Origin of the sequence: Pleurocapsa sp. PCC 7319 (genome assembly GCF_000332195.1) — a bacterium.
Classification (GTDB): domain Bacteria; phylum Cyanobacteriota; class Cyanobacteriia; order Cyanobacteriales; family Xenococcaceae; genus Waterburya.
The window spans coordinates 4,960,388-4,987,092 of the sequence record NZ_KB235922.1 but is presented as its reverse complement, the minus strand read 5'-3'; the positions used below and the strand labels follow the sequence as shown (position 1 = coordinate 4,987,092).

Sequence of the window (26,705 nt, the reverse complement as noted above, 5' to 3'; positions counted from 1 at the left end):
AGAGGAGATAAAAGAGGGAATAAGGCTTATAAAGGTGAAATTTTTGAGCCAATATGAATGACTTATTCCTTACTTCCTCATCCCTCAATTTTTTCTATTGACCTTCGGCAGTCACTGCTGCCAACATATCCTCTACTGATTCATCCCCATCAATACTTTCTGTATCAATACCATAATCATAAGGTCCTGCCCACAAGACAGGTTCCTCTTCAAAGTTTTCAATGATTGGTGGAGAAGCAGTTTGCCATTCTAAAGTTAAAGCACGCCAGGGATTACGGGGTGCTTTCGGACCTTTGAGCCAACTCCAAACAACATTGATGATAAAGGGAAAAGTTGATAATGCCAGAATATACGACCCAATAGTACAAACCATGTTTAGAGTCTGAAACTGAGGATCATAAAGAGCAACACGACGGTTCATCCCTTGCAAACCTAAGGGGTGCATCGGTAAGAAAGTAATATTAAAACCAATAAAGGTCATCACAAAATGTATTCTCCCCCAGGTTTCGTTAAGCATTCGACCTGTCATCTTAGGGAACCAATGATAAACTGACGCAAATAAACCAAACACTGACCCGCCAAAAAGGACATAGTGGAAATGAGCCACAATAAAGTAAGTGTCGTGGACATGAATATCAAAAGGTACGGCAGCCAACATTACGCCACTTAAGCCACCAATTAAGAAAGATGAGAGAAAGCCAACGGCGAACAACAGGGCACTGTTGAGGCTGAGTTTTCCACCCCAAAGCGTAGCACACCAGCTAAATACCTTAATTCCAGTAGGTACAGCAATAATCATTGTGGTTGCCATAAAGAACATCCTGAGCCATCCAGGAGTTCCACTGGAGAACATATGATGCGCCCAGACAATGAGACCGAGGAAACTAATTGCCAAGCTAGAATAGGCGATCGCTCTGTAGCCAAAGATTGGTTTGCGAGCATGGACGGGTAGAATATCAGAGATTGCGCCAAAAAATGGCAAAATCATAATATATACTGCCGGATGAGAATAGAACCAGAACATATGCTGGTAAACTATCGGATCCCCTCCCCCCACAGGATTGAAGAATGCCGTCCCCGCAATTAAGTCAAAGGAAAGTAGGATTAGAGCTGCTGCCAATACGGGGGTACCAAGTAGGATCAAAGCAGAAGTCGCTAGCATGGACCAACAAAATAGAGGCATACTGTGGATATCCATATCAGGCATCCGCATCAGTAGCATAGTGGTGGCAAAGTTAATTGCTCCCAAAAGAGAAGATGTCCCCAAAAGTAATACGCTGAGAATCCAAATTTCTTCTCCCCAGGTGCCAGTCATTAAACTCAAGGGCGGATAAGAAGTCCAGCCAGCTTGGGCTGTCCCAGACTCGACAAAAAAGCTACTGAGAAAGAAAATACCTCCAGGAGGAATCATCCAAAATGCCACCCCATTGAGACGGGGAAAAGCCATATCTTCTGCCCCAATCATAAGGGGAATTAAAAAGTTGGCAAAAGCTGCTCCCGCAGGAATAATCCACAGAAACAACATAATTGACCCGTGCATGGTCATCGCCTGATTATAAAAATCGGGCTGAATAAAATCAGGGTCAGGAGTAGCAAGCTCAGTTCGCATCACTTCAGCTAATGCGCCACCGATAAAGTAGAAAATGAAAGAAGTAGTTAAGTATTGAATAGCGATCACTTTATGGTCGGTACTAAAGCCAAAGTAGTCCTGCCACTTCCTTTCAGGATGTTTTTGATGCCCGTCAGATACAGCCGGGACTTTTTTTTCGATTGTTGTACTCATATAATTTGAAAATCTGATTGATATTAATCAGCTAATAGCTTTTCAAGGTTGCAATTGAGCTAAAGAATCGGCATCAACCCCAAGGTCATCGGCATAAGGGGCTAAAAATTCTTGATCGGAACTAGCAGCAGGATTAACTGCAACGGAAGATTCATCTATATCTTCTTTCATAGCAAAAGTATTGTCCTGAACCCATTGTTGATAATCTTCTTCGCTTTGAACGTAAAGCTGCGTTTTCATTCCGCCATGATATGCACCACATAATTCAGCGCAGATTACGGGATATTGACCGACTTTATTGGGAGTAAAGACCAAACTAGTTTCTCTACCAGGGATTACATCTTGTTTGATCCGAAATTGAGGTAGCCAGAAAGCGTGAATCACGTCTCCTGCGGTCATATTTAGAGCCACAGGACGATTAACTGGAACGTGTATTTCCCCTGAAATCACTCCGCTATCAGGATAAGTAAAAATCCAAGCATACTGAATGCCATTAACTTTTACTTGCAAAGGATCTATACCCTGTTCTGAGCCTGGTGAAACACCCAGTCCCAAAGCTATGTTTTGCCGATTAGAGTCTAATGCTACTAATTCCGAGTGCTGATTAGCATGGGCGATCATGGGACCAGAATCTCCTGATACCATTGGGTCTAAGCCTCCCATGCGATTGTAAATTTCAAAACTGTAGATAGCTAAAATAAAGACAATCACAGTAGGAATAGCAGTCCAGAAAATTTCTAAAGGTACATTGCCTTCAACTGGAGGTCCATCAGTAAAGTCATCTTTTCGACGGCGAAATTTAAATAGAGAGTAGACCAAAACTCCTTCTACTATCAGAAATAGACCAGTGGCAATGGTCATCATAAAGTTGAACAACTCGTCTACCTCTCCCGCATCATTAGATGCAGCGAAGGGCATTAGTCCATGATTTTGACCGTACCATAGACTGATTAAAGTCAGTGCTACGCCGGCTATGAGGGTAATTATATTGCTGGGAATATTCACGGTAAGGATTGAGTGAGTGTTTTCGGCATCAGCGGCTTAAAAAAACCACTATCTGCTCTTTGTTTCTAATTTATTATTTACAAACAATTTTTGTTGAGGGAATAATTACGAGAATTTCAACTACAAAATTATATTTTGTTCACTTATTTAGATTAAAACAAATTACTAGGTGATAAATCAGCTAAGAAGCTAAAGTTATTACTGCTAAACCTAATTCTTTAGTTTTTTTTCGGGATCTGTCAATCCTTGAAATGTAGACTTAATCGATAAATTTGATATTTGCTTTTAAATTTAATTTTTTCTTTATGAATTTTAAGTTTTATAGAGTATATCTTGACTCAATCTGAAGAATATCTAAAAAGATCAAACTATTAGAAAAAGCTGGCTAGAGTAGGATAAGAGAAAACCGAAAAATTAGAAATCTAATCAGAAGTTAAAAATATAAGCAATAACTATTACTTTTGGTAAAGTTTTATCTCAATCGAGTGTGCTATGACCGAATCAGTCTTTCAACCGCAAATCAACAGTATCCAAGAAACATCACAGCCCCAGGTTTGGATTCGTCGTCTAGTCTGGAAAATGGCGATCGCCACTTTACTTTTAATGGCGGTAGGAAGTGCCACCAGGGTAATGAATGCCGGGTTGGCCTGTCCAGATTGGCCATTGTGTTATGGTCAATTAGTACCTAGCCGACAGATGAATCTCCAAGTATTTCTCGAATGGTTTCATCGCTTAGACGCTGCTCTAATTGGCTTTAGTGCGATCGCTTTATCTGGTCTAACTTGGTGGTATCGTCAAGTATTGCCAAAATGGCTCCCTTGGGCTGCGATCTTTGCCTTATTCCTGATTGTTTTCCAAGGCATCTTAGGAGGACTTACCGTAACCCAGCTATTACGTTTTGATATTGTTACGGCGCATTTAGGCACAGCACTATTGTTTTTTACTACCCTAATCATAATTGGTACAGCATTACTACCATACCAGGGAACCAGAGCGGCAGGAAAGCTTCGCTGGCTGGGCTTAAGTGCGACATTTCTAGTTTATTTTCAAAGCATTATAGGCGGATTAGTTGGCTCTCGTTGGGCGTTACATCAGTGTTTTGCTGGTTCACAGCTATGTAGTGTGATGAATGCTCATATTTTAGGAGTCGTCCCCCCAACTTTAGCAACTATTGCCGTAGTCTGGTTTGCTTGGAAAACTGCTGGCTTACATAAAAGTCTTCGGGTCTTAGCTAACGTAGCCGCAGTATTAATTAGTCTACAAATTCTACTTGGTATTGCCACCTTTAAATTACATCTACAAGTAGAACCGTTGACCGTTACTCATCAAGCAGTAGGAGCGAGTTTATTAGGAGTACTAGTGGCTTTTACAGTTTTAGCTATACGGGATCACAAAAATCAAACATCGATCATTTAGTTATTAGTTCGGCAACAGCACTCTAAATAACTGATGTTACGTACGTCAGGACTGAAACCCATAATATTTCGTCCTCAAATAATTACTGAAACTACTGAAATCTCATTGAGCTGCGTAACATCAGTAAATAAAAAAACACAAATTTTAGGAAGAATTATAATGACAGGGACAAGTATCACCCAGCGCAATCAAAACTTGGCTGAAATAATCAAAAGCTATTATCAGTTAACCAAGCCAAGAATTATTCCGTTGCTGTTGATTACCACTGCTGCGTCGATGTGGATCGCCTCTCAAGGGAGAGTAGATCCCTTTTTGCTGTTAATCACTTTACTTGGAGGAACATTAGCGGCAGCTTCAGCTCAAGTATTCAACTGCATTTACGATCAAGATATTGACTACACTATGATCCGGACTCGTAAACGTCCGATCCCCTCAGGTAAAGTACAACCCCGTCACGCCTTGATTTTTGCTGTTGTTTTAGGGGTATTATCTTTTTCTTTATTAACCTTGTTTGCTAATTTACTGTCCGCGCTGCTAGCAATGTCGGGTATTGTCTTTTATATGTTGGTGTATACTCATTGGCTGAAACGTTATTCGACCCAGAATATTGTGATTGGTGGTGCAGCAGGATCGATTCCCCCTTTAGTTGGTTGGGCCGCGGTAACTGGAGATCTAAATATTATTCCTTGGTTATTATTTGCCATTATCTTTCTCTGGACTCCTCCCCACTTCTGGGCTTTAGCACTAATGATTAAAGATGATTATGCTGAAGTAGGAATACCCATGCTACCTGTGGTTAAAGGAGAAGAAATAACTGTCCAGCAAATCTGGATCTATACTTGGCTGGTAGTACCCTGTAGCTTATTACTGATGTATCCTCTGGGAAACTTAGGCATAGTCTATGGTGCGATCGCTCTTTATCTTGGTTATAAGTTTCTTTACAAAGCCTGGGAATTAAAGCAAGATCCAACCAACAATCAACTAGCCCGGGGAATGTTTAAGTATTCCATCTTTTACATGATGCTTTTATGTGTTGCCATGATTATTGATACTTTGCCTATTACTCACCAGTTGCTCGGTATGGTATTTACTTGTGGCGGATAGGAATTTAGCCGTACAAAGTTATATTAGGATAAGTTTATTTGATTACTCGTAAGTAATGAGTAATGAGTAATGAGTGTCCTAATGTAAGTCCGTATCGCTATAGCAATTGATCTAAATTCATTGAAAACGCGATGGTCTTAATAATGAAATCCAATCGCCTTCAATCTGATTTAGTTGTTTTGCAAAAATACACCGTAGAAGATCTTCACCAGCTATTTGAAGCAATTAGGGTCTCCATAGATCGTGTCTATCCCTGGCTACCTTGGTGTCATCCTAATTACACGATTACTGAAACTGAGGAATGGTTAAAAACAAGACCTCAGCGTTGGGATGAGGGAAAAGAGTTCGGCTTTAGTATTCGAGATCGCCAAGGTGCAATAGTTGGTGGTTGTGGAATAGGTATTAGATCATTACCTTGGTCTGGTAATTTAGGCTACTGGTTGAAAACTGGAGCTACAGGGAAAGGTTACGCTACTGAAGCGACTAAGCTATTAGTTCAATTTGGCATCCAAGAATTGCAGCTAAAACGCATCGAAATCGTAGCTTCAGTAGAAAATTTTTCTAGCCAGAAAGTTGCCGTAAGATCGGGAGCTTTTAAGGAAGGAGTAAGCAGAAATAGACTATTAATCCATAGTAAATTCCATGATGCAATAGTTTATTCTTTTATCCCCCAAGATTTTGATAGGTAGTAGTCTGCCAATTCTGGAATGATGAATGCTAAAAAAGTTCGGAGTTATATGTTATAGGTTAGTTCAGAGTCATAAGATTCGCCCCTCAATTTAAACTTTATAGAGTAGTGATCAAAGCAGTAATTTTCGACATGGATGGCTTGCTAATAGATTCTGAGCCTCTGTGGCAAGAGGCAGAAATAGAAATCTTTAAACAAATCAATATTATGCTCACTCCTGAACTCTGTTTGCAAACCAAAGGCTTGAGAATAGACGAGGTGGTAGATTATTGGTATCAAAAGTTACCTTGGGCTAATCTTTCGCCGGAAAAAGTTGAGCAGTTAATTGTTGCTAAGTTGATTGAGCTAATTCATACTAAAGGGAAGCCACTTAAAGGTGTAGATTATGCCGTGTCTTTTACCAGACAAAAACAAGTGAAAATTGCTCTGGCTTCCTCCTCCTACTCAAAAATTATTCAGGCTGCACTACACAAACTCAATCTCATTAATGCTTTTGAAGAGGTCTATTCAGCGGAGTCAGAAGTTTTAGGTAAACCTCATCCTGGGGTATATTTAACCACTGCTAATAAATTAAATGTTTTGCCTCAGGAGTGTCTTGCCATAGAAGATTCTTTAAATGGGGTCTTAGCTGCCAAAGCTGCCCAAATGAAGTGTATCGCCATACCAGAACCGTTAGAATACGATAATCCTAAATTTGCGATCACCGATGTTATTCTCAAATCTCTTGAAGAATTTAACGATGATGTCTGGAATAAAATTAACGTAATCCTGTAAATTAGCATCTAGTGGTCTCACTACATTTGTTGTTAACAATTCTGCTGCAATCACAATGTCTACGATACTCAAACGTTTTAAAACTTGGATTTTTGAAAGTCGTAGCTTTGTCTTCTCTTGGTATACCAAAGACCGTAATCAATTACAAGAACCGACAAGATCTTTAGTCGAGTTACCGTCATCTCTCAGAGAAAAGTTAATTGCATTAACTAACCAGCTAGCCGATAATCCAGCCGACACTGAGGTAATTCGTACTTCTATCGATGAAGCGTTTGAAAAATGGCGCGCTCATCCTCAACGTGCAGAAAACTCTATTGTCATCCTCACCAGCCCTGTAATGGTCGTCTCGCGCATTATCATTACAATTCTCGAAAACTGGTCAACCCAAAAGCAGGTATCGGTTAAGATTTTACCCTGGAACGAGCGACCAGCAGACGTTGATTCGATTGAATTAAAACTCCAGCAGTATTTGAAACGAGAAGCAGGAGATATTGCTCGACAACAGCCAGAGGTAATGGTTATTCCCAATCTTAGCTGGTGTTTTTTGCGCTCGATGGATGGTTTGGATGGTATCGACTATTTGCAAAAAATGCTATTGCATGACTCTTCTCGGTTTTGGATTATCGCCACAGGTAAAGTCTCTTGGGACTATCTAAATTCTATCTCCGATCTAGAAGCCGATTGTGGTCGAGTTTGTCGTCTACCTGAAATAAAAAGCGACAGTTTGCGAGAGTGGCTCAAACCAATCACATCGGAATTAAATATTACCTTTGCCGATCCACGGTTTGAATCACAAATTTTAGAAGGAGATAAAGATGCCGAGACTATCTACTTTGAAGATTTAGCCTCAATTTCTAGAGGGATTAGCGTAATTGCCCTACAAGCTTTTTTAGCTTCCGTTAACTATCAACTTCCCGATGATGAAAACGAGCAAAAGCAAGGTTTTTTGACTGTTGAAAGCCCAGAATTACCTAATTTGCCTGAATTAGAATCAGCGCATCATTATCTCTTATATTTTTTGTTACTTCACGGAGATATAACCCTATCTACTTTGGCACATAGTATTGGTGACAAAGAATCGAAAGTAAGAAAGCAAATTAAATTTCTGCGCGGAGAAGGTTTAGTCAAAGAGTTCGACGAGATCCTTAAAATTAATCCTATTTACTATCCCAAACTAAAGCAGGAACTAATCAACAACAACTTTATTCTTTAATTATGGCTTTATATTTTAATTGGTATGTCTTAGCTCAATCTGCTGGGGATGCGGCTCAAGAAACTGCCGAAGAAACAAAGCAACTTTTGAGCAAAATTACTACCTGGAAAGTTACCCAGGCAATATTAATTGTATTACTCTGCTATGTCTCTTTGAGAATAATTGATTGGTTAATTATTTGGGTTTCTGAAAGAATTGCTAGGGAATGGCGATTGCAGGTTAAGCAATTCATTCCTGTTTTAAGGACGGTAGCACTTGGTACTACTGTCATAACTTTGATGAATTTATTTCTTAATTTGTCGCGAGAGAACATCATTGCCGTAACAGGTGCGGCAGCAGTAGCTTTGGGATTTGCTTTTAAAGATTATGCCAGTTCGATTATTGCAGGTATCGTGGGTATTTTTGAAGGTTCTTATCGAGTGGGCGATCGCATTAAAATAGGCGAAGATTATGGAGAGGTAGTCCGTTATGGACTGCGAGGAATTCGTCTTCAAACCCCTAGTGACAATACTGTAACCGTTCCCCACAGTAAAATTTGGACGGAATCTATTTCTAACTCCAATGCAGGAGAATTAGAAGCACAGGTGATTACTGAATTTTACTTTGCTCATGAAGTAGATACAGAGCTAGTCACTAAAATTTTATATCGAGCAGCCCATACTAGCAGATATACACAATTAGAACTTCCTATTGTTGTAGCTATGGCAGAAACACCTTATGGGACTCATTTTAAGCTCAAAAGCTACCCCTTGGATGCACGAGATGAATTTACCTATCAAACTGACTTAACCAATAAAGCTAAAAAAGCGTTTGCTAAATATAAGCTGGCTTATCCTCGTTTGCTAGATATGGAGCAGAATTAGATCAATTAAAGTCATTGCGATCGCAATGAACCAAATCGTAAAACAGCTTTCTCCAATTGAATAATATGCCGATCTTGAAAATAGACAACAAATATAGATGCAATCAAAAAGTTACACAATTGAAGTCAGTTTAAGGAAACTATCAGAATTAAGCTGGGAAATCACATAAGCTATTTCTCATTATTTACTACGGATTGTCCACACTGTAATTTCACTCGATTTTCTCGACTTAAACGGATTATATATCTCGGTTACAGGATGTTTTTTTGTCAGAATTATCGTCGAATATATTACGAGTAAAGTATAGAACTAGAGATAGAAGTTTTAATTTATTTTTCTCACTAATATGAATATATAGATCAGGATAAGTTTCCTGATGCTGAAAAAATTAACAGGCTTTAAATACAAATAAAATGGAATATCAAACAACCGCAGGGTGGTCGCTTATCAGTTCAGGATTAACTACCTTATTACTAATAGTTTTACCTGGTAAATCTCTTTGGTGGGGAGTTGCTTTGTTAGCGATTGGGAGTACAGTACTTTTTGTCCGCAAAGCTGATATAGCTTAATCTTAGATTAGGTATATCTAATTTAGAAAATAGTTTAGTTTCGAAAGTGTAAAAGCTAAATGGGCACCTCGAAAAATTGAGCAAGTCAGTCTCTAGATGAGAAGATAAGAAGATACCGTGGTCAGAGTTTCGCCCCCTGCTGTCACAAATCCATAACAAGCCCAGAAAAAGTAATGCAGGACGTAAATATTCAAGCTGTTAAAGTTTCTCAGTCACATCCATGAGCGTGCTTACCGCAACCGTCCTTTAACTGAAGAACAAAAAGACCCGAATCGACAACCCTCGAAGGTACGAGCTAAAGTCGAACACGTTTTTGGCAATTGGGTTAGCTTGTTTTAAATTGGCAGATTGGCAAGGGGGAGAGATGGCCGTTTCGGCTGTACCTGGTGCAGGTAAATCTCATAGTCTGTTAGTAGCAGCAGCGATCGCCATAGCCAGAAATCAATTACATAGTCGCAGACAGCTAGTAATTGTCATACTAAAATAAATCCCGATATGCTTTAGGGGTAATTTGGAAGTATTGACGGAAAACTCTGGTGAAATGACTTTGGTTTTTGAATCCTACTTCCTGACAAATAAAGGCGATCGCACTTTCTCTATGGCGCAAAAGATTCTTAGCCTTTTCTAGACGACATTTAGTAATGTATTTATGGGGTGATGTACCAGTAGATTGTTTGAACAGGCTAGCAAAGTAATGAGGACTTATTTGGACTAAATTTGCTAGTTTAGTTAGGGTTAAGTCTTGGTCTAAATGGGTTTGAATATATTCGATGATTAGTTTTAATTGATAAGTTGGTAGCCCCCCTTTATATTCTTTAATAACTGAATTTTTAACAGCATATCGCCGTAACAAATGGGCGCTCAGTGCCGTTGCCATTGAATCAGCGTATAGCTTACTATCTTCACCGGCTATTTCTAGTTCAGTCTTTAATGCCAATGCCATTTGTTGAATTAAGGGATCGCGCAGTCGAAAATGAGACTGTAATTGTATTTTTGGAGGTGCAATTTCTCCTACTGCATCAATCAAAATATCAGGAGACAAAAATAAGTCAATCAAAGGCACTTCGCGATCTGTTTTTACTCTAGGGAAAAGTTCACCAGCCACGAAAAGAGCTATATCCCCTTGAGTATATTGCTCATGATGCCATTGTCCATTGATTTGAAAACTAGCCTGAAAATCTCCCTGACAAACAATCAGTATATGACTAGAAGTAAAGGCTTCTGGCATTTCTCCTTTTGGTTCTAATTCATACACCAAGCCAACTTTGTCCCATCCTGCCTGGTCACTAGAGAGTAAATGGGGATGTTCAATATATTCATCGTAGAGGTTGGTGAGAAACTGTTCAGAAGACACAATCGCCAGTCAGTTCAATAATTAACAATAAATAAGGGAAACTATGCCATAGATTTAATCAATATTTTGCATCCTCTTATCTACCCAACGTTTCGCCTTTCTAATTGCTAGTTTAGTGGTAATGGCACAGGGGACAGCAACCGCACTACCGAGTTTATAATCTACCCAGGCAGTATAAATATCTTGTCCTCGCCATTGGTCACGGGCAATCTGAATTTTAAAATCACGATAGACAAAGGCTAGGACTATATTTGGATAATCTGGATCGATCATAAAATCAAAATAATGTGCAATATCACATGGTTGAATATTTACCGAATGCGAGCGTAAAGCCCCTGGCTTCAGACATGGGGCGGGACTTATAAACTGCGCCCGCAGGTGACGCAGACAGCCCCTCGATATAAGCGAGAGTACAACTTGGCGACTTTTATTGATACTTAAATCATGATACAATATACATCATGAAGACATACAAATTCAAGTTATACCGACATAAAAAAAATAAATATTTGCACTATTCAATTAATGCTAGTGCCAGTATTTATAATCATTGTATAGCGTTGCATAAACGCTACTATAAAATGTTTGGCAAGCACTTGAATCAGTTTCGTCTTATGAAGCATATAGCCAAGTTGAGAAAACGCATTAAGTACTGGCAGCAGGTAGGTTCACAAGCTGTTCAAGATGTAATTCAACGCATAGAAAAAGCGTATCAAATATTTTTTAAACAACATCAAAAAGGAACTAGACCACCTAATTTTAAAAAGTGCAGAAAGTACAAGTCTTTCACTTTGAAACAAGCTGGATATAAATTTATTTTTAACAATAAAATAAAAATAGGAAAACAAGTTTTTAAGTTTTCTCTTAGTAGAAAAATCAAGGGTAAAGTCAAAACATTAACTGTTAAAAGAAATAATTTAGGCGAATTGTTTTTGTTAGTAGTGACAGACTATCAACAAGAACACATTCCAATCGTGACAGGTAAAAATGCGGGTTGGGATTTTGGCTTAAAGACATTTTTAACTAGCAGTGACAGCAAAAGTATTGAATCGCCACTATTTTTCAGTCAATTGAGAAACAAATTAAAAGCTGCTAATCGTTCTTTATCTAGAAAGAAAAAAGGTTCTAGTAATTGGTATAGAGCGAAAGACCATTTAAACCGAGTATACGAACAAATATCTCATAAGCGTCGAGATTGGTTTTGGAAACTGGCTAATCAGTTAACAGATGAATACGATGTTTTGATCTTTGAAGATTTAAATTTAGATGGAATGAAGCGTTTGTGGGGTAGAAAAGTAAGCGATTTGAGTTTGGCTACTTTTTTAGAAATCCTTGAAACGGTTGCTACTAACAAAGGAAAACTAGTTCACTATATAGATCGGTTTTTTCCAAGCTCTAAGACATGCTCTTGTTGTGGGTATGTCAATCAAAAATTAAGTCTTCAAGAGCGAGAATGGACTTGTCTTCAATGCAATACAACGCTTGATCGGGACGCAAATGCAGCAATCAATATTCAAAGGGTTGGGGCATCAACCCTTAAGCTAGGAGATGTAAGACAGTCTCAGACTGCTATCTCTGTTTGAATTTAGAATCCCCTGCCCTTCTAGGCATGGGGAGTATGTCAAGCTCGATCGCATCTGCTACTCGACAAACATCGTACATTTCTGGCACATCATGAACTCTTAATATATCTGCACCTCTGGCAATCGCACCGTAACAGGCAGCCGCAGTCCCCCAGATTCTTTCTTGAGGATGCTCTTTATTTAAGATAGGACGCATAAAACTTTTACGAGAAACCCCAACTAAGAGGGGAAAGTTTAAAGACTTCAATTCAGATAAGCGTTGCAGTAATTCTAGACTTTGGGTTGCAGTTTTGGCAAACCCAATACCAGGGTCAATAATTATCTTTGATCGATCAATGCCACAAGCAGTTGCTTGAGCTATTTGTGTAGTTAAGAATTGCGCTACTTCCGCCACTACATCTTGATATTCAGTTAATGTCTGCATCGTTTTGGGTGTACCGCGAATATGCATGAGGATAATTGGAACATCTAACTGGGCTACCGTTGCCAACATTTTGCTATCAAAAGTAGCTCCAGAAATATCATTAACAATATCTGCTCCAGCGGCGATCGCTTTCTCGGCAACTATAGCTTTAGTTGTATCTACAGAAATAGGAATTGAAGTTTCCTGCCGTAGCTTTTGAATTACAGGAATAACTCGATTTAATTCTTTTTCAGTAGAGATTTGCTCTGCATGGGGACGAGTAGATTCTCCACCAATATCAATAATATCTACGCCATTATCGATCATTTTCCTAGCTTGAGCTATAGCCTTTTCTAGACTGCCAAATTCACCACCATCACTAAAACTATCAGGAGTAACATTGAGGATACCCATTAAATAGGTTCTGGCTCCCCAATGAAAATGGCGATCGCGAATTTTCAGGATCATAGTCAATAGAAGGACTCAAACTAAAATGAATTCGTTAAGAATGTAGTCGTCTTTAGTATTATTCTGCTCTTTTGAGTGTTAAGTCAATCTAGTAGCTGAACCACCATTTCAGTGCGAGAAGATACATTTAATTTACGAAATATTCTTTTTAATGCTTGTTTGACGGAATTTTCCGTAATCCAAAGATCTTTGCCAATTTCGGAGTTAGTTCGTCCTAAGGCAACTAACTTGGCAATTTGCAATTCACGAGGAGTAATCAGCTTAGTTTTGACTGAAGCAAATCTTAGTTCTTGGGAGCGTATTTTGGCGATACAGGTTGATAAATGTAAACATAAAGCACTCATATCGATAATATTTTGCTGATTGAATCCTGAAGCATGGCGATCGCGAGTTAAGCCGATGCCTCCCACTAAAGCACCATCATTAACTATTGGTCCTGCAATCACATGACCATGATCGAAACGAGGGCAGATGATTTTCCACTCTGATGCTGGCAAGAGAACTCCTTCGTGAACAGGAGCATGATGTTCAAAAACATAACGCAAAATAGGATTATGTTCGATGGATAATGCTCGTTGGAACAAGCCTGACATTTTTGGCGGAAGTTGATCTAGAAAAAATAGTCGATAGCGTTTGGCAGCAAAATATTTTCCAATCTTAGGAACAACTTGTTGCTGAAGATGCTGTTCGTTATCGGCTTGGGCGATCTCCTGAAATAAAGCTGATAAAGAATTTGCCATTTTATTTTATAGATTAGCCAGAGTTCTAAAGTGTACTCTTTCGAGGACTATGCTTAGATAAATCTAACTTTTATGATAACCAGAGTTGAATTAGAGATTGCTTAAATATTATGTTGAACTATGCAGAACCAGAAACTCTGATAGATACTCAATGGTTAGTTGAACATCTTCACGATCCCAACCTTCGCATCATTGAAATGGCTTTAGACCCACAGTCCTACGATCAGGGACATATTCCAGGCTCTATTTTTTGGTCAGCTTATGAACCACTCTTACCCGATATGAGGATTAATTTCGACCCAGAGGCAATGGAAAAATTGCTTTCTCGTTCTGGTATTACTAATAACACCACTGTAATTGCAGTTCACGGAGACTTTATTGCTACTTCTGGTTTAATTTTTTGGTTGCTAAAAATTTGGGGACACCAAGATGTCAGAATTCTCAATGGGGGTCGTCAAAAATGGCAACAAGAGGGTCTGCCTCTAACTAAGGAGTCAACAGTTGTTACGCCTAGTGATTATCGTATTCACGCCTTGGATGAGAGCTTACGAGTTTCAGCAGCAGAAGTAAAAAAATCGATGGGGCAAGAAAATTGTATTTTACTTGACGTTCGCACATCTCAAGAATATCAGGGTGAAATATATTTACAGAAATCTCCTCAAGAAGATGAACGTGCAGGACACATTCCAGATGCCATTAATCTTTACTATGAAATGGCTCACAATGATGATAGTACTTTCAAATCTGCTGCCAAATTACAAAAAATCTTCGGCGACTCAGGCATTACTCCTGACAAATTGATTATTCCCTACTGCGCTGTGGGGGGACGTTCTGCTCATACTTGGTTCATTTTAAAATATTTACTGGGCTATCCTCTGGTCAAAAATTATGATGGCTCTTGGAATGAATGGAGTAAACTTCCCGATGCTCTAATTGAAACATAAGCTTTTAATTACATCACGCATCTATGAAAATGTTTGATTCAAAAAACCTTAATCTTAGTACCAGAAAAGTAGTTTGTTTTTTTTCTACAATTTATAAAGAGATTGCAATTTTAAAACTTTAACAGTGTGAGCGGGAATTCCCCATCTTCTTAAGTTGGGGACGGCAATAGCTTTAATTTTCTAGATTACAAACTAGAGCGTGAACATAAAAATATCCAGGAATAACAATGGACTTCTTATCTAATACAGTTGTACTGTCGCGGATGCAGTTTGCGCTGACAGCCATTTTTCACATGATTTGGCCAGTTTTAACTACTGGGATGGCAATCTATCTCATAGTCGTTGAAGGAATGTGGCTCAAAACCCGTAAAAAGGAATATTATCTTCATGCTCGTTTTTGGTCTAAGCTCTATGTACTCAATTTTGGCATTGGGGTGGCTTCGGGTATTCCGATGGAGTTTCAGTTTGGTACTAACTGGGCTCCTTTTTCTGAGGCAGTAGGAGATTTCTTTGGTAGTATTTTAGGGTTTGAAGCTTCGATGGCATTTATGCTAGAGGCTGGTTTTCTCGGTATTATGCTCTTTGGTTGGGAAAGAGTACCAGCAGTCATGCACTATATCGCCACAATTATGGTGGCATTTGGAGCTAACCTGTCGATCTTTTGGATTTTAAGTGCTAATTCTTGGCTACAAACTCCTGCGGGGGGAGCATTTATTGATGGTAAGTTTGTTGTCAGCGACTATTTTCAGGCAATTTTTAATCCATTTATGGTTAATAGTATTCTCCATATGTTCTTAGCAACTTTGGAGACATCCCTTTTTGTAATTGGCGGAATTAGTGCTTGGTATATTTTAAATAAGCGTCATCCTCAGTTTTTTGCTCTTTCTTTCAAAATAATATTGGCTGTGGCGATCGCCGTTACACCCCTACAACTATATGTGGGACATTTAAGTGGGGAACAAGTTTATCATCATCAACCTACTAAGCTAGCTGCTATGGAAGCTCAATGGGAAACTATTCCCGCAGGAGAATCTCCTTCTTGGAGTATGGTGGCGATACCTAATGAGAAAGCGGAACAGAATAACTGGGAAATTTCTATTCCTGGATTGTTGAGTTACATTCTGGAAATTAAACCTCGGCTTTCGGAACCAGTAATGGGGTTAAAAGCTTATGCTCCTGAAGATCGTCCCCATCTGATTGGTTTAATTTATTATGCTTTTCGTCTGATGATTGCGATCGGTGTTTTTCTGGCAGTGTTAATGGCGGTTACTACCCTACAATGGCTGCGGGGTAAACTATCTCCAGAAAATATTACTCAACAACGTTGGTTACTCAGGACTTGGTTATTATCTGCACCTCTAGGATATATTGCGATCGAATCTGGTTGGATTGTCCGCTGTGTAGGCAGACAACCCTGGACAGTTTATGGTGAAGTGCGTACTATTGATGCTGCTACTAGCCTACCCCCAGGGGATGTTTTAACTTCTCTGATAGGATTTGCAATTACCTATAGCATTTTATTCATAGGGGCGATTTACTTCGGTAGTCGCATCATTCGCCAAGGTCCGAATCTTAATTTACCTATTCCAGGAGAACAGCTTGAGCCTGAGCTAGATACTACTCCAGCAGAATTTGTACCCAACAGTCGCCCCGTTGAGGCTCAACAGTAAGTAACTAATTTATAACTTACGTCTTATGTGAATCAAACTCACCATTTCCAGTAAAAATTAGCTAGCAAAACGACATCTTGACTGAACTTTAGTTACGAAGGGGCTTGGGGAAGCCGTCACTTCCCCAACAGGGGGTCTGGGGGAAAGTTCCCCCAGAGATAAATATAGTTTTAAAGGGTAAATTAACAACAAGATAGTTCAGAATTAAGTATTATTAATCCACATCAAGCGTACAAATGGAAGCTCTACAATATTTTTTACCTCAAGTTTGGTTTGTCATCTTGGCGTTATTTCTTCTGCTTTACGTCATGTTAGATGGATTTGATCTTGGAGTAGGTATCTTATCCCTAACTGCCTCAACTGAAGAACGTCGCGGAATTTTAATGACTAGTTTAAGTAATGTTTGGGATGCGAACGAAACTTGGCTAGTGCTGATGGGTGGTGCTTTGTTTGGGGCATTTCCTCTAGCTTATGGCACGATTTTGCAAGCATTGTATATTCCCATCATGATTATGATCTTCGGGCTGATTTTTAGAGCGGTAGCCTTTGAGTTTCGGGAACATTCTAACCGTAAACTAGTGTGGAATCTAGCTTTTGGTATTGGCAGTTTATTAGCTGCCGTAGGTCAAGGTTTTGCCTTAGGTGGAGTGCTACAAGGAATTACAGTAGATCGAGCGGGTCACTTTGTAGGTGGTAATTTTGATTGGCTTGATTGGCAGTCCGTCTTAATAACACTGACTTTAATTCAAGGCTACGTTTTGATTGGCTCAACTTATCTGATCAATAAAACTGAAGGAAAATTACAAGAAATTCACTTTAGTACCGCTAAATTGGCTGCATATACTACGTTAATTGGAGCAGTGTTGATTACTATTACTACTCCGATTTTTTATATCAGTTCGAGAGAGCGTCTATTCACAGCACCATTTGTGTATGTGTTCGCTATAATTCCTGTGCTGGGAATTTTACTAATTACCCTATTGATCAGAAGTATTGATCAACGCCGCGAGAAAAGACCATTTTTTTGGACAATTCTACTATTTTTACTAACTTTCTTGGGCTTAGGCTTAATCGTATTTCCCTATATTATTCCTACCGAAATTACTATTTACGAAGCTGCGGCTGCGCCTAGTTCTTTAGTATTTATGATTATTTTTATTGGCTTTTTAATTCCGATTATGTTGGCATATAATATTTATCAATATATTGTCTTTCGCGGCAAAGTTGCTGGAGAAAACTACGGTGAATAAAGTTCAGTAGATAGCAAAATTTTTTTCAGAAATTGCGATCACGTGCCTGGGAAACGTGAATTCGATGAGTACAAAATTTAAATGGTAAGTAGCTCCACCTAATAAAACGTCTAATAGAACAGTAAAAAAATTGAAAATGATTCTCCCTAATCCCTAACCCCTATCACCTAACCCCGATCTTAACCATTCCATGTTTAATAAAGTGGATCTAATTAAGAAGTAGGGAATCGGGAACGGGGAATAGGCAATAGGGTAGATTTCTCGTTCCTATCAGCATCGAAAATATCTACGTCTATTATAGTTGCTTCGTAAGTAGTATATTTCATGAGTTAATGTAGTGCGATCGCAATGATTATTATTTTAAATTTGCTTCAATTGTTTGGTGTATTTTGTCGTAATCGATTGAATTAAAATCAGTTGTATCTATCTTAATTGTGCGATCGCAAATATCTAAAATTTCATAACCTCCTCGTCTCCAATTTTCTTCCATCTCTTCATAAATTAAATGATCTACATGACCAGGGTGTCTTTTTTCTGATGTTGCCCTGTTTTTGAATCTTTGCAAGGCAATTTCTACCGAAGTGTAGCAATGAATTTGGAGAAGATTAAATTGATATTTACTTTGAAGTTTTAATAGTTTAGCTGTATCTATTTTAGATTTGAAATTACTTTCGGTAATTAATGATTGCTTATTTACTAACAACTTATCCACAAATAAATACAGTAAATCATAACTGGCAATACCTAATTTTTTAGACCATTCTCGATTTGAATAGCCCAGAGAATCATACAAAGATTCTTTTATCTCATCTCTACCTATTAATGGTAGCGAATAACGCTGAGCTATCTTTTTCGCTAAAGTGGTTTTACCAGTACAGGAAAAACCAGAAATCAAAATAAGTATTGGCTTCATTATTTATTCAATTTGATAAAATTTTTTTATTACTAAGCAATCGAAATTCTAAAAATATAGTATCTCTCACGATATGACAAAAGCTACAGAATCCGAGAAGATCGCTGCTACATTCGATGGTGACTACGATAAGGTTGAACTAGTCAAGCCAGTCATTCGCATGAGTGTTGTCCAATCTTGTATACGTGCTGTGGATGTGAATCGGTTGCACGAAACTCGTCAGGATAACCTAAATCATATGTTGGAGTTGATCGATGCCGCCAATGACTGGGGAGGACCGAAAGACCTCCTTGTTTTTCATGAATTTCCCCTCACAGGATACTCCCACAAGTGGAATCGACAGGATGTGCTCAAGATTGCGATCGAGATTCCTGGTGAAGAGACCGAGGCAATTGGCAAGAAGGCTAAGGAATACAATAGCTACATTGTCTTCGGCTCCTATGCAAAAGATCCAGAATGGCCAAATCATGTCTTATCTATCACCACAATCCTTGGTCCCGATGGCACGATTATCGACAAACATTGGAAAACAAGGAATATTAAACATGTGTTTGGACCAGGGTTTGAACTCTTCACTACCACAATTTATGATGTGCTCGATCAATATGTCGAGATGTATGGTTGGGATGCTGTTATTCCTGTTACTCGTACCCCTATTGGTAACATTGCCACTAGCTCCGTACAGCGAGAACCAGAACTTTTTCGAGCTTTTGCCATTAAAGGTGCGGAGATCATACTACGTACAGCTACAGGTGGCTTCATGCCGATTGACGTCCAAGCTACCTCACTCTATAACAGTGTTTACACAGCCATTGTCAACAATGCTGTCTCGCCGAACAATCCTGGGTACTTATCAGATAGCGGCAGTGGAGGTTCAGCAATCTACGGACCACGTGGCGAGCTACTCAGGGAAGCTAACTCCGTGCATGAAACCGCTGTGACGGCGACGATTCCTATTGCCGACTTCCGTAGGCACCACTATCCACCCTCAGTGCATATGGAGTTGTACCGCCCGATATTTGAGCAATACGTCAACCGCTATCCTCCCAATCTCTTTACATCTTATCAGCCAGAAAATACCTCTGATGCATTTCGATATCTATCCGACAAAGCAGTCTGGAATCCAAGAAGCCAATGAATCAACAACACAAGTTAAGATTTTGAACTAGTAAAATTTAATTGATTAAAAAATTGTGTCATGCTAACGGATTGTTCGGAAATTCGCTCGGCAATGTTGACTACTTTTTGAACTGAATCCCTAGTAAAGGTGGAATTTTGTATTTGATCTTCAAGGGATTTAGAAATATTATCAATGAGGTTACTCATCTCATGATTCAGTGCAACAACTCGATCTAGATTTTCTCGAGCTATTTGAAATTCTTCAACTCCACTGTTGAGCTGTTGTGTTTCTAATTCTAAAGCAATGGTTTTCTCAAGTACTTCTGTTTTAATATTGGTAAATAAAGGGTCGATTTTTGCCGTAGCTTCAAATAGCTCTTGCATCAAAGTAAAAATTCGATCTGATATGTCATTAATAAAATCTTGATTACTCGATTCAACTTGACTGAAATTGAGGGATCTGGTTATGGTCATGGATTGTTGTGCTATTTGTTTACTCAAATCTTTGAGAGTAGCAATTGTCTCAGAGAGTTGTTGACAAGAATGACCAAGACCTTCAAATACCTTAGTAACATTGTTAACTGTTTGTTGAATATTTGAGCTATTGTTTACGGCACGATCTAAAATTGCTTGAGAATCTTTAGTAGATTGGTCTATCTGTTCCAGTAGCTTGGCGTTATCAAGAGCATAACCAACTTGTGTAGCAATTTTAGTTAGCCAATCAACTTCAGATTGATGCCATTCACGAGTATTAGAACATTGTTGAGCCACTAATAGACCAAACAATTGTTTTTCTTTGATAATAGGAATTACCAGATTTGCCTTGACCTCTAGCTGTTCTAACTGTTCAATATGACAACTGCTCATTCCTGCTTGATAAATGTCGTTCCAAACCCGAACTCTCCCGTCACGATACTTTGCTAGATACCTGGCTTCAAAGCAAGGGTCTTTAATTACTTTTCCCTCCGCTCTTGTCCAACCATGGGTCACAGATTCAGCGACAACTACACCATAGTTATCTTCGTTTAAGCTATAAATCAGGACGCGATCGCAATTTAAAATTCTGCGTACTTCTCGAACGCTAGCTCTGAGAATATCCTTGGTTCTAGGCGATTGACGTATCTGGTGAATCACATCGGTAAAATACTCCGACCACTTTCTTGATTCTTCTGCTTGCTGACGTAGTCGTTGAGCATCAGCCAACAACTGGGCATTTTCGAGCGCAAAACCTATTTGAGTGGCAATTTGAGTTAGCCAATAAATTTCATTTTGCTGCCATTGACGAGTACCAGAACACTGTTGAGCCACTAATAAACCAAATAGTTTTTGATCGTTGATAATCGGAACTACCAGATTTGCCTTGACCTCCAGCTCTGCTAGTTGTTCAATATGACACTGTGTTAATCCTGCTTCATAAATGTTGTTCCAAACCCGAACCCTTCCGTCACGATACTTCTCGAGATATCTGGCTTCAAAACAAGGGTCTTTGATGATTTTGCCTATCCCCTCAGTCCAACCAGCAGCTACAGATTCGGCGACGATCTTACCATAATTATTTCGACTCAGACCATAGATTAAGACGCGATCGCAATTTAAAATCTTGCGTACTTCTCGAACGCTAGATGCGATGATATCTCCTGTTTTAAGCGATTTACGTATCTGTTGAATCGCATTGGTAAAATGTTCTGTCCAGTTTTTTTGATCTATTATCTGATTTGTAACATCAGCAAGTTGTTGTTCTTCTTGTTCGTTATCGATAAAAATTTTATTATATTCGAGCATAATACCTACTTGATTAGCAATTTCAGTTATCCAGTTAATTTCTTGTTCTTGCCAACTACGAGTCTCAAAACACTGATGGGCAATTAATAAACCAAATAGTTGACTTTCTCTAATAATCGGCGCAACTAAGTGAGCTTTGACTCCTAAAGCCTCCAACTGTTCAAGATAACAGGGAGTTATGTCCTCAGCATAAATATTATCCCAGGCACGGACTCTACCATTACGATATTTCTCTAAATATCTGGCGGCAAAGCAAGGGTCATCTATGGTTTTACCTAAAGCCTTAGTCAATCCAGCAGCAACAGATTCGGCTACTACAACCCCATAATTATCTTGCTCTAGACTATAGACCAAAACGCGATCGCATTTAAGTAGTTCACTTACTGCCGCAACTGTTGTGTTGAGGATGTCTGCTTGGTCAGTTGCATTGGTTATTTTGTTGATGACATCGGTAAACAAGCTATTTTTATTCTCTAGATTGATGCTTTTCTGCTCTTGATGTCGATAATCTTTGTTATCTTGACTATCAGCTATCTGTTTAATGAAATTAAAATCTTGCGATTTCTCAGTATCGGTAATATTTGAGAGAGCTAAGCTGACGGAGCTTGCTTGCTCTGCCAAAAAATCAACTGCATCAAAATTCCAAGGTTGGGGTTTAGAGCATTGATGAGCTACTAAAAAAGCTAATAATTCATTACCGACAGAAATCGGCGCGATCATCTGGCTTTTAATCTCCAGTTTTTCTAGTTCTGCTATGTCAGTTTTATGGGCATCTGTGGTCTGGATATTATCTATACTTACAGACATACCATAACAGTACATTTCTAAATAACTACCATCTAGAAAAGGGTCTTTAATTGTTTTGCCCAAAATAGAAGAGTATTTAGCATCAACAGATTCTGCTAAGATTAGCGCTTGGGGTAATTCGCCAGCATCATAGACAATTACTCGATCGCAATTCAAAGATTGTCTGGTTGTTTGAGCAGTAACTTGAAATAGCTCTTTAATGTCCTGATAATTATTGGTTTTTAAATCAAGGTATTCTGTCATTGCTCGTATTATTTTGTTGTTTCTCAAAAACTTAAAGTAATTAGGAATCATTTTAAAAAAGCCGATCTAAGTTGCTTGAGCTCAAGTTTGTAGGTAAAAATATGACTTTAAAAGATCGCCAAAACTAACGAACCTAAAAGAAGAATTGAGATTATAAGTATGTTTTGATTGTCTCTGTAAAATGTCAGCAAAAAGTTTTAACATATATTTTTTCATTAGAGCTTTTGAATTAATATGACTAATTGGTTAAATGACTGAGTGATGCTCATGGACTGTTCGGAAATTCGCTCGGCGATGCTTGCTACTTCTTGAACTGAATCTTTGGCAAATGTTGAGCTTTGTGACTGATTTTCCACTGCTTGAGAAATCTTAGCGATCAAATTACTGATCTTGGTATTAAGAGAAACAACTCGCTCTAGCTTTTGACAAACTGTTTCCAAATCTCCAACTCCGTTGATTAGCTGCTGTGTTCCCGAGTCGAGAGCAATTGTTTTCTCCATAACTTCTGTTCTTACATTGCTAAATAAAGGTTCAACTCTGGCTGTGGCTTCAAATAATTGCTGTATGAGGGAAAAAATTTTGTCGGACAAATCGATAATCGAGTTTTGACTTTCGATTTCAATCTGACTACGATTTACAATTCTCGTTATACTCATAGATTGCTGAACTATCTGCTTACTCACATCTTTGATCGTATTAAGTGTCTCAGAAAGCTGTTGGGAAGAATTAGTCAAATTATCAAAACCAACTGCAACATTTTGCACGGTGTGTTGGATATTGGAGATGCTATTTATAGAACGATTTATACTTTCTTTCGTATCTTTTAGGGCTAAGTCATTTTGTTGCTCTTGGAATTTGAGCTGTTGAACGTTTAAAGCTATTTCATTAAATAAATCGGCAACTTGGTGGATTTGATGTAGAACATTGATAATTGTTTCCGATTGAAGCATGGCTTCTTGAGAAAGAGTTTGATAAGCATTTCCATTTTCAGCAAGTATTTCAACTACTTGATGTTTGAGAATTTCTGTTTGCTCATGTTGCTGATGAGATACAGATTGCTTCAGTTGCTCGAGCAGTTTAGCGTTATCCAGAGCCAAACCAACTTGGGTGGCAATTTGAGCTACCCAACGAATTTCAGATTGTTGCCAATTACGAGGAGCAGAACATTGATGAGCCACTAATAGTCCAAATAATTTTCCTCCATTGATAATTGGCGCTACTAAATTAGCCTTGATTTCTAGCTTCTCTAATTGTTCGATATAACACCCAGTCATACCTGATTCGTAGATGTTGTTCCAAGCCCGAACCCTACCGTTACGATACATCTCGAGATATCTAGCTTCAAAGCAAGGATCTTTAATTACTAGACCCTTGGCTCTCGTCCAACCAGCAGCTACAGATTCAGCAATGATCGTACCGTGATTATCTGAGTTTAGGCTGTAGATAACAACCCGATCGCAATTTAAAATTCTCTGTATTTCCCGCACGCTAGTTTTCAGAATATCGCGAGATTTAAGGGATTGACGAATATGTTGAACGGTATCAGTAAAATACTCTGTCCACTTACCTTCGTCTTCTACTTGCTGGCGTAGTCCCTGGGCATCAACTAATAATTGGGCATTGTCAAGAGCAAAACCAACTTGAGTAGCGACTTGAGTTACCCAGCGAATTTCAGACTGCTGCCATTTACGAAAGTCAGCACAATGATGGGCAACTAATAATCCAAATAGTTTCCCTTCACTGATAATTGGTGTTACTAGATTAGCCTTGACTTCTAATTGTTCTAGCTGTTCAATGTAACATCTAGTCATTCCTGCTTGATATATATTGCTCCAAGACCGAACCCTACCATTACGATACTTTTCCAGATAATTAGCTTCAAAGCAAGGATCTTTGATGATCCTTCCCTGCGCTCTCGTCCAACCAGGAGCCACGGATTCGGCGGAGACCAGACCATGATTATCGGAGTTCAGACTATAGACAACAACACGATCGCAATTTAAAACTCGTCGTACTTCTTCGACACTAACTTCGAGAATATCCTCTTGGTGCAGAGATTCTCGAATATAGCGAGTCGCATCGGTAAAATACTTGGTTAGTTGAACCTCGTTTTGTAACTGATATTGCAGTTGCTTGGCATCTGCTAATAGTTTGGCGTTATCGAGAGCAAAACCAACCTGAGTAGCAATTTGAGCTACCCAGCGAACTTCAAGCTGTTGCCAATTACGAAAGTCAGAACATTGATGGGCAACTAGTAACCCAAATAGTTTTCCTTCATTGAGTATCGGAGTAACCAAATTAGCCTTAACCTCTAGCTGTTCTAGCTGTTCGATGTAACACCTAGTCAAGCCTGACTCATATATGTTGTTCCAAGCCCGAACCCTACCATCGCGATACTGGTCAAGATATTTAGCTTCAAAACAAGGATCGTCAATTACTCTGCCCAGCGCTTTAGTCCAACTAGCAGCTACGGATTCAGCAACAATCGTGCCCTGATCGTCTTGGTTCATGCTGTAAACTACGACGCGATCACAATTTAAAATTCTCCGTACTTCTTTAACACTGGCCTTTAAGATATCTTCCTCGGTTAAAGATTGACGAATATATTGAATCGCATCAGTAAAATGCTGATTCCATTTAATTTCACTCTCGGTTAATGGTTGTGATTCTTGTTGGTCATTTTCGGCAACCATTCCACTATATTCAAGCAGAAGACCTATCTGGGTAGCAATTTCAGATATCCAGTTAATTTCTTGTTCTTGCCAATTATGAGTATCAGAACAGTGATGGGCGATTAATAAACCAAATAATTGACCTTCTTTAATAATTGGTGCTACCAAGTTCGCTTTAACTTCTAAAGCTTCTAACTGTTCAAGGTAACAGGAAGTAGTATATTCTCGATAAATATCATCCCAAGCACGGAGTCTACCATTACGATACTGTTCTATATATCTAGCTGCAAAACAAGGATCATCTATAATTCTTCCTAATGCCTTAGTCCATCCCATAGCAACAGATTCAGCTATGACTTCCCCATAACTATCTTGATTGAGACTGTAAACTACAACGCGATCGCATTTGAGTAAATGACGTAATTCATTAACTGTTGTGTTGAGAATATTTTCTGAGCCCAATTCATTAGCTATTTCTTCCTTGACTTCGGCAAAAGATCTACTTTGATCTTCCTGAATCATTGTTTTCTGCTCAGTATTTTGAATATCGCTATTACTGTTGCCATTGCTTTTTTCTTTGCGATCCATGGTTGGGGAATTTCCTTGCTTTTGATCAACGGTCACATCAGACCCAGTCCTAAACCGACTGGGTAATTTGTGGCTTTCAAGGCTATCTATTTTCTGTTTAGTGAAATTAGTATCTGAATTGGACTTCTCAGTCATGGCAATTTTTGAGAAAGCTAAGCTGGCTGTGTTTGCTTGCTCTGCCAACAGATTGATTGCTTCAGAATCCCAAGTTTGAGGTTTCGAGAATTGATGAGCAACCAAAAAAGCTAATAATTCATTGCCCAGACAAATCGGCGCGATCGCCAAACTTTTGACGTTTAATTGTTCTAAACTTTCTAATTGGTTTTTACTGACATCCGCCGAGTTAAGATCATCTATGGCTACAGTTTGACCATAGCAATAAAGTTCTAAATATTCTCCGGATAAAAAAGGGTCGATAATTTTTTGGCCGAGGATAGAAGCATATTTTGAGTTAACAGATTCAGCTATTATTTCTGCGGCAGGTAGCTCACTGGCATCATAAATAATGACCCGATCACACTTCAGAATTTTTTTGGTTGATAGGGCCGTAACTTTTAAAATTTCTTCGATATTCTGATAATTGTTTGGTTTTACATCAAGAGATTCAGTCATCAATCATAGTTAGTTATTTAGATAGCTTCTCAAAAACCCAAAGTAATTAAGAAGTAATATTTTCAGTCCCCAAAACTACTTTTCAGACATCCTCTTAAGAATTCTGAGTGCGAAAGCAAGATGCTAAAAGTTACTTCCGTAA

Annotated in this window: 22 protein-coding genes and 1 pseudogene; 14 read left to right on the top strand and 9 right to left on the bottom strand. The window is 38.8% G+C overall.

From position 1 onward, the window contains the following. Positions 1–94: 94 nt before the first annotated feature. Positions 95–1,783 carry a cytochrome c oxidase subunit I gene (gene ctaD / locus PLEUR7319_RS0126740; RefSeq protein ID WP_019508302.1) on the bottom strand — a complete coding sequence of 563 codons (1,689 nt, stop codon included), beginning with the start codon at positions 1,781–1,783 and terminating at the stop codon, positions 95–97. A gap of 42 nt (positions 1,784–1,825) precedes the next feature. After that, positions 1,826–2,788, bottom strand: a complete 963-nt coding sequence (locus PLEUR7319_RS0126735; RefSeq protein ID WP_026102807.1) for a cytochrome c oxidase subunit II — start codon at positions 2,786–2,788, stop codon at positions 1,826–1,828. 492 nt (positions 2,789–3,280) lie between these two features. Between PLEUR7319_RS0126735 and PLEUR7319_RS0126730 the strand changes: the two genes are divergently transcribed. The 9 genes and pseudogenes from PLEUR7319_RS0126730 (at position 3,281) to PLEUR7319_RS41480 (ending at position 9,902) form a co-directional block, all read left to right on the top strand. Next, positions 3,281–4,204, top strand: a complete 924-nt coding sequence (locus PLEUR7319_RS0126730; RefSeq protein ID WP_019508300.1) for a heme A synthase — start codon at positions 3,281–3,283, stop codon at positions 4,202–4,204. A 159-nt stretch (positions 4,205–4,363) separates the two neighbouring features. Next, positions 4,364–5,308 carry a heme o synthase gene (locus tag PLEUR7319_RS0126725; RefSeq protein ID WP_019508299.1) on the top strand — a complete coding sequence of 315 codons (945 nt, stop codon included), beginning with the start codon at positions 4,364–4,366 and terminating at the stop codon, positions 5,306–5,308. A gap of 143 nt (positions 5,309–5,451) precedes the next feature. Continuing rightward, on the top strand, positions 5,452–5,997 hold the full coding sequence (locus PLEUR7319_RS0126720; RefSeq protein WP_051044474.1) for a GNAT family N-acetyltransferase: 546 nt from the start codon (positions 5,452–5,454) through the stop codon (positions 5,995–5,997). Between the two features lie 107 nt (positions 5,998–6,104). Further along, positions 6,105–6,770, top strand: coding sequence for a hexitol phosphatase HxpB (gene hxpB / locus PLEUR7319_RS0126715; RefSeq protein ID WP_063822253.1), 666 nt, complete (start codon positions 6,105–6,107; stop codon positions 6,768–6,770). Positions 6,771–6,825: 55 nt separating this feature from the next. Next, entirely contained in the window at positions 6,826–7,983 is a 1,158-nt protein-coding gene (locus tag PLEUR7319_RS0126710; RefSeq protein WP_019508296.1) for a hypothetical protein, read from the top strand. Between the two features lie 2 nt (positions 7,984–7,985). After that, on the top strand, positions 7,986–8,846 hold the full coding sequence (locus PLEUR7319_RS0126705; protein ID WP_019508295.1) for a mechanosensitive ion channel family protein: 861 nt from the start codon (positions 7,986–7,988) through the stop codon (positions 8,844–8,846). A gap of 413 nt (positions 8,847–9,259) precedes the next feature. Beyond that, complete coding sequence (locus PLEUR7319_RS41705) at positions 9,260–9,415, top strand: hypothetical protein (protein WP_019508294.1); 156 nt, start codon at positions 9,260–9,262, stop codon at positions 9,413–9,415. A 219-nt stretch (positions 9,416–9,634) separates the two neighbouring features. After that, positions 9,635–9,730: pseudogene (locus tag PLEUR7319_RS42895) on the top strand (IS5/IS1182 family transposase); the annotation flags it as partial. After that, on the top strand, positions 9,729–9,902 hold the full coding sequence (locus PLEUR7319_RS41480; RefSeq protein WP_019508293.1) for a hypothetical protein: 174 nt from the start codon (positions 9,729–9,731) through the stop codon (positions 9,900–9,902). The pseudogene PLEUR7319_RS42895 and the gene PLEUR7319_RS41480, both read left to right, overlap by 2 nt. Here PLEUR7319_RS41480 and PLEUR7319_RS0126690 read toward each other — a convergent pair. Beyond that, a complete protein-coding gene (locus tag PLEUR7319_RS0126690; RefSeq protein ID WP_019508292.1) occupies positions 9,894–10,769 on the bottom strand; it encodes an AraC family transcriptional regulator in 876 nt (291 codons plus the stop codon). The two genes, PLEUR7319_RS41480 and PLEUR7319_RS0126690, sit on opposite strands and share 9 nt — an antisense overlap. A 54-nt stretch (positions 10,770–10,823) precedes the next feature. Further along, the gene (locus PLEUR7319_RS0126685) at positions 10,824–11,042 is read right to left on the bottom strand and encodes a hypothetical protein (protein WP_019508291.1); all 219 of its coding nucleotides are present in this window, start codon (positions 11,040–11,042) and stop codon (positions 10,824–10,826) included. A gap of 188 nt (positions 11,043–11,230) precedes the next feature. Here PLEUR7319_RS0126685 and PLEUR7319_RS0126680 point away from each other — a divergent pair, with 188 nt between their 5' ends. After that, entirely contained in the window at positions 11,231–12,352 is a 1,122-nt protein-coding gene (locus PLEUR7319_RS0126680; protein ID WP_026102804.1) for an RNA-guided endonuclease TnpB family protein, read from the top strand. On the opposite strand, the gene folP is transcribed toward PLEUR7319_RS0126680, so the two are convergent. Both folP and PLEUR7319_RS0126670 read right to left on the bottom strand, forming a co-directional pair. After that, positions 12,339–13,223 (bottom strand): dihydropteroate synthase, encoded by an 885-nt coding sequence (gene folP, locus PLEUR7319_RS36825; RefSeq protein WP_019508289.1) that lies wholly within the window; start codon positions 13,221–13,223, stop codon positions 12,339–12,341. The two genes, PLEUR7319_RS0126680 and folP, sit on opposite strands and share 14 nt — an antisense overlap. 83 nt (positions 13,224–13,306) lie before the next feature. Continuing rightward, positions 13,307–13,963, bottom strand: coding sequence for a LuxR C-terminal-related transcriptional regulator (locus PLEUR7319_RS0126670; protein WP_019508288.1), 657 nt, complete (start codon positions 13,961–13,963; stop codon positions 13,307–13,309). 110 nt (positions 13,964–14,073) lie between these two features. On the opposite strand from PLEUR7319_RS0126670, the gene PLEUR7319_RS0126665 reads away from it, so the two are divergent. The 3 genes from PLEUR7319_RS0126665 (at position 14,074) to cydB (ending at position 17,827) form a co-directional block, all read left to right on the top strand. Then, a complete protein-coding gene (locus tag PLEUR7319_RS0126665) occupies positions 14,074–14,907 on the top strand; it encodes a sulfurtransferase (protein WP_019508287.1) in 834 nt (277 codons plus the stop codon). Between the two features lie 227 nt (positions 14,908–15,134). Then, positions 15,135–16,577: a cytochrome ubiquinol oxidase subunit I gene (locus PLEUR7319_RS0126660; RefSeq protein WP_026102803.1), complete on the top strand. Its 1,443-nt coding sequence runs from the start codon at positions 15,135–15,137 to the stop codon at positions 16,575–16,577. A 236-nt stretch (positions 16,578–16,813) separates the two neighbouring features. Then, positions 16,814–17,827, top strand: a complete 1,014-nt coding sequence (gene cydB / locus PLEUR7319_RS0126655) for a cytochrome d ubiquinol oxidase subunit II (protein WP_019508285.1) — start codon at positions 16,814–16,816, stop codon at positions 17,825–17,827. A 355-nt stretch (positions 17,828–18,182) separates the two neighbouring features. Here cydB and PLEUR7319_RS38585 read toward each other — a convergent pair whose 3' ends face one another. Continuing rightward, on the bottom strand, positions 18,183–18,740 hold the full coding sequence (locus tag PLEUR7319_RS38585; RefSeq protein WP_019508284.1) for an AAA family ATPase: 558 nt from the start codon (positions 18,738–18,740) through the stop codon (positions 18,183–18,185). Positions 18,741–18,813: 73 nt separating this feature from the next. Here PLEUR7319_RS38585 and PLEUR7319_RS0126645 point away from each other — a divergent pair, with 73 nt between their 5' ends. Next, a complete protein-coding gene (locus tag PLEUR7319_RS0126645) occupies positions 18,814–19,878 on the top strand; it encodes a nitrilase-related carbon-nitrogen hydrolase (RefSeq protein WP_019508283.1) in 1,065 nt (354 codons plus the stop codon). A gap of 14 nt (positions 19,879–19,892) precedes the next feature. On the opposite strand, the gene PLEUR7319_RS36815 is transcribed toward PLEUR7319_RS0126645, so the two are convergent. Together PLEUR7319_RS36815 and PLEUR7319_RS0126635 are read right to left on the bottom strand one after the other, a co-directional pair. Then, positions 19,893–22,691: a GAF domain-containing protein gene (locus tag PLEUR7319_RS36815; protein WP_036800877.1), complete on the bottom strand. Its 2,799-nt coding sequence runs from the start codon at positions 22,689–22,691 to the stop codon at positions 19,893–19,895. A gap of 215 nt (positions 22,692–22,906) precedes the next feature. Continuing rightward, positions 22,907–26,563 (bottom strand): GAF domain-containing protein, encoded by a 3,657-nt coding sequence (locus tag PLEUR7319_RS0126635; protein WP_019508281.1) that lies wholly within the window; start codon positions 26,561–26,563, stop codon positions 22,907–22,909. Positions 26,564–26,705: the final 142 nt, after the last annotated feature.

What these genes read in the sequence shown, in the direction of transcription:
- PLEUR7319_RS0126670 (WP_019508288.1), bottom strand. Translation starts at nt 13,963, where the DNA reads ATGGCAAATTCTTTATCAGCTTTATTTCAGGAGATCGCCCAAGCCGAT.
- PLEUR7319_RS41705 (WP_019508294.1), top strand. Translation starts at nt 9,260, where the DNA reads ATGGAATATCAAACAACCGCAGGGTGGTCGCTTATCAGTTCAGGATTA.
- PLEUR7319_RS0126730 (WP_019508300.1), top strand. Translation starts at nt 3,281, where the DNA reads ATGACCGAATCAGTCTTTCAACCGCAAATCAACAGTATCCAAGAAACA.
- folP (WP_019508289.1), bottom strand. Translation starts at nt 13,223, where the DNA reads ATGATCCTGAAAATTCGCGATCGCCATTTTCATTGGGGAGCCAGAACC.
- PLEUR7319_RS38585 (WP_019508284.1), bottom strand. Translation starts at nt 18,740, where the DNA reads ATGAAGCCAATACTTATTTTGATTTCTGGTTTTTCCTGTACTGGTAAA.
- PLEUR7319_RS0126635 (WP_019508281.1), bottom strand. Translation starts at nt 26,563, where the DNA reads ATGACTGAATCTCTTGATGTAAAACCAAACAATTATCAGAATATCGAA.
- PLEUR7319_RS0126725 (WP_019508299.1), top strand. Translation starts at nt 4,364, where the DNA reads ATGACAGGGACAAGTATCACCCAGCGCAATCAAAACTTGGCTGAAATA.
- PLEUR7319_RS0126710 (WP_019508296.1), top strand. Translation starts at nt 6,826, where the DNA reads ATGTCTACGATACTCAAACGTTTTAAAACTTGGATTTTTGAAAGTCGT.
- cydB (WP_019508285.1), top strand. Translation starts at nt 16,814, where the DNA reads ATGGAAGCTCTACAATATTTTTTACCTCAAGTTTGGTTTGTCATCTTG.
- PLEUR7319_RS0126665 (WP_019508287.1), top strand. Translation starts at nt 14,074, where the DNA reads ATGTTGAACTATGCAGAACCAGAAACTCTGATAGATACTCAATGGTTA.
- PLEUR7319_RS0126720 (WP_051044474.1), top strand. Translation starts at nt 5,452, where the DNA reads ATGAAATCCAATCGCCTTCAATCTGATTTAGTTGTTTTGCAAAAATAC.
- PLEUR7319_RS0126660 (WP_026102803.1), top strand. Translation starts at nt 15,135, where the DNA reads ATGGACTTCTTATCTAATACAGTTGTACTGTCGCGGATGCAGTTTGCG.
- PLEUR7319_RS36815 (WP_036800877.1), bottom strand. Translation starts at nt 22,691, where the DNA reads ATGACAGAATACCTTGATTTAAAAACCAATAATTATCAGGACATTAAA.
- PLEUR7319_RS0126705 (WP_019508295.1), top strand. Translation starts at nt 7,986, where the DNA reads ATGGCTTTATATTTTAATTGGTATGTCTTAGCTCAATCTGCTGGGGAT.
- PLEUR7319_RS0126685 (WP_019508291.1), bottom strand. Translation starts at nt 11,042, where the DNA reads ATGATCGATCCAGATTATCCAAATATAGTCCTAGCCTTTGTCTATCGT.
- PLEUR7319_RS0126645 (WP_019508283.1), top strand. Translation starts at nt 18,814, where the DNA reads ATGACAAAAGCTACAGAATCCGAGAAGATCGCTGCTACATTCGATGGT.
- PLEUR7319_RS0126680 (WP_026102804.1), top strand. Translation starts at nt 11,231, where the DNA reads ATGAAGACATACAAATTCAAGTTATACCGACATAAAAAAAATAAATAT.
- ctaD (WP_019508302.1), bottom strand. Translation starts at nt 1,783, where the DNA reads ATGAGTACAACAATCGAAAAAAAAGTCCCGGCTGTATCTGACGGGCAT.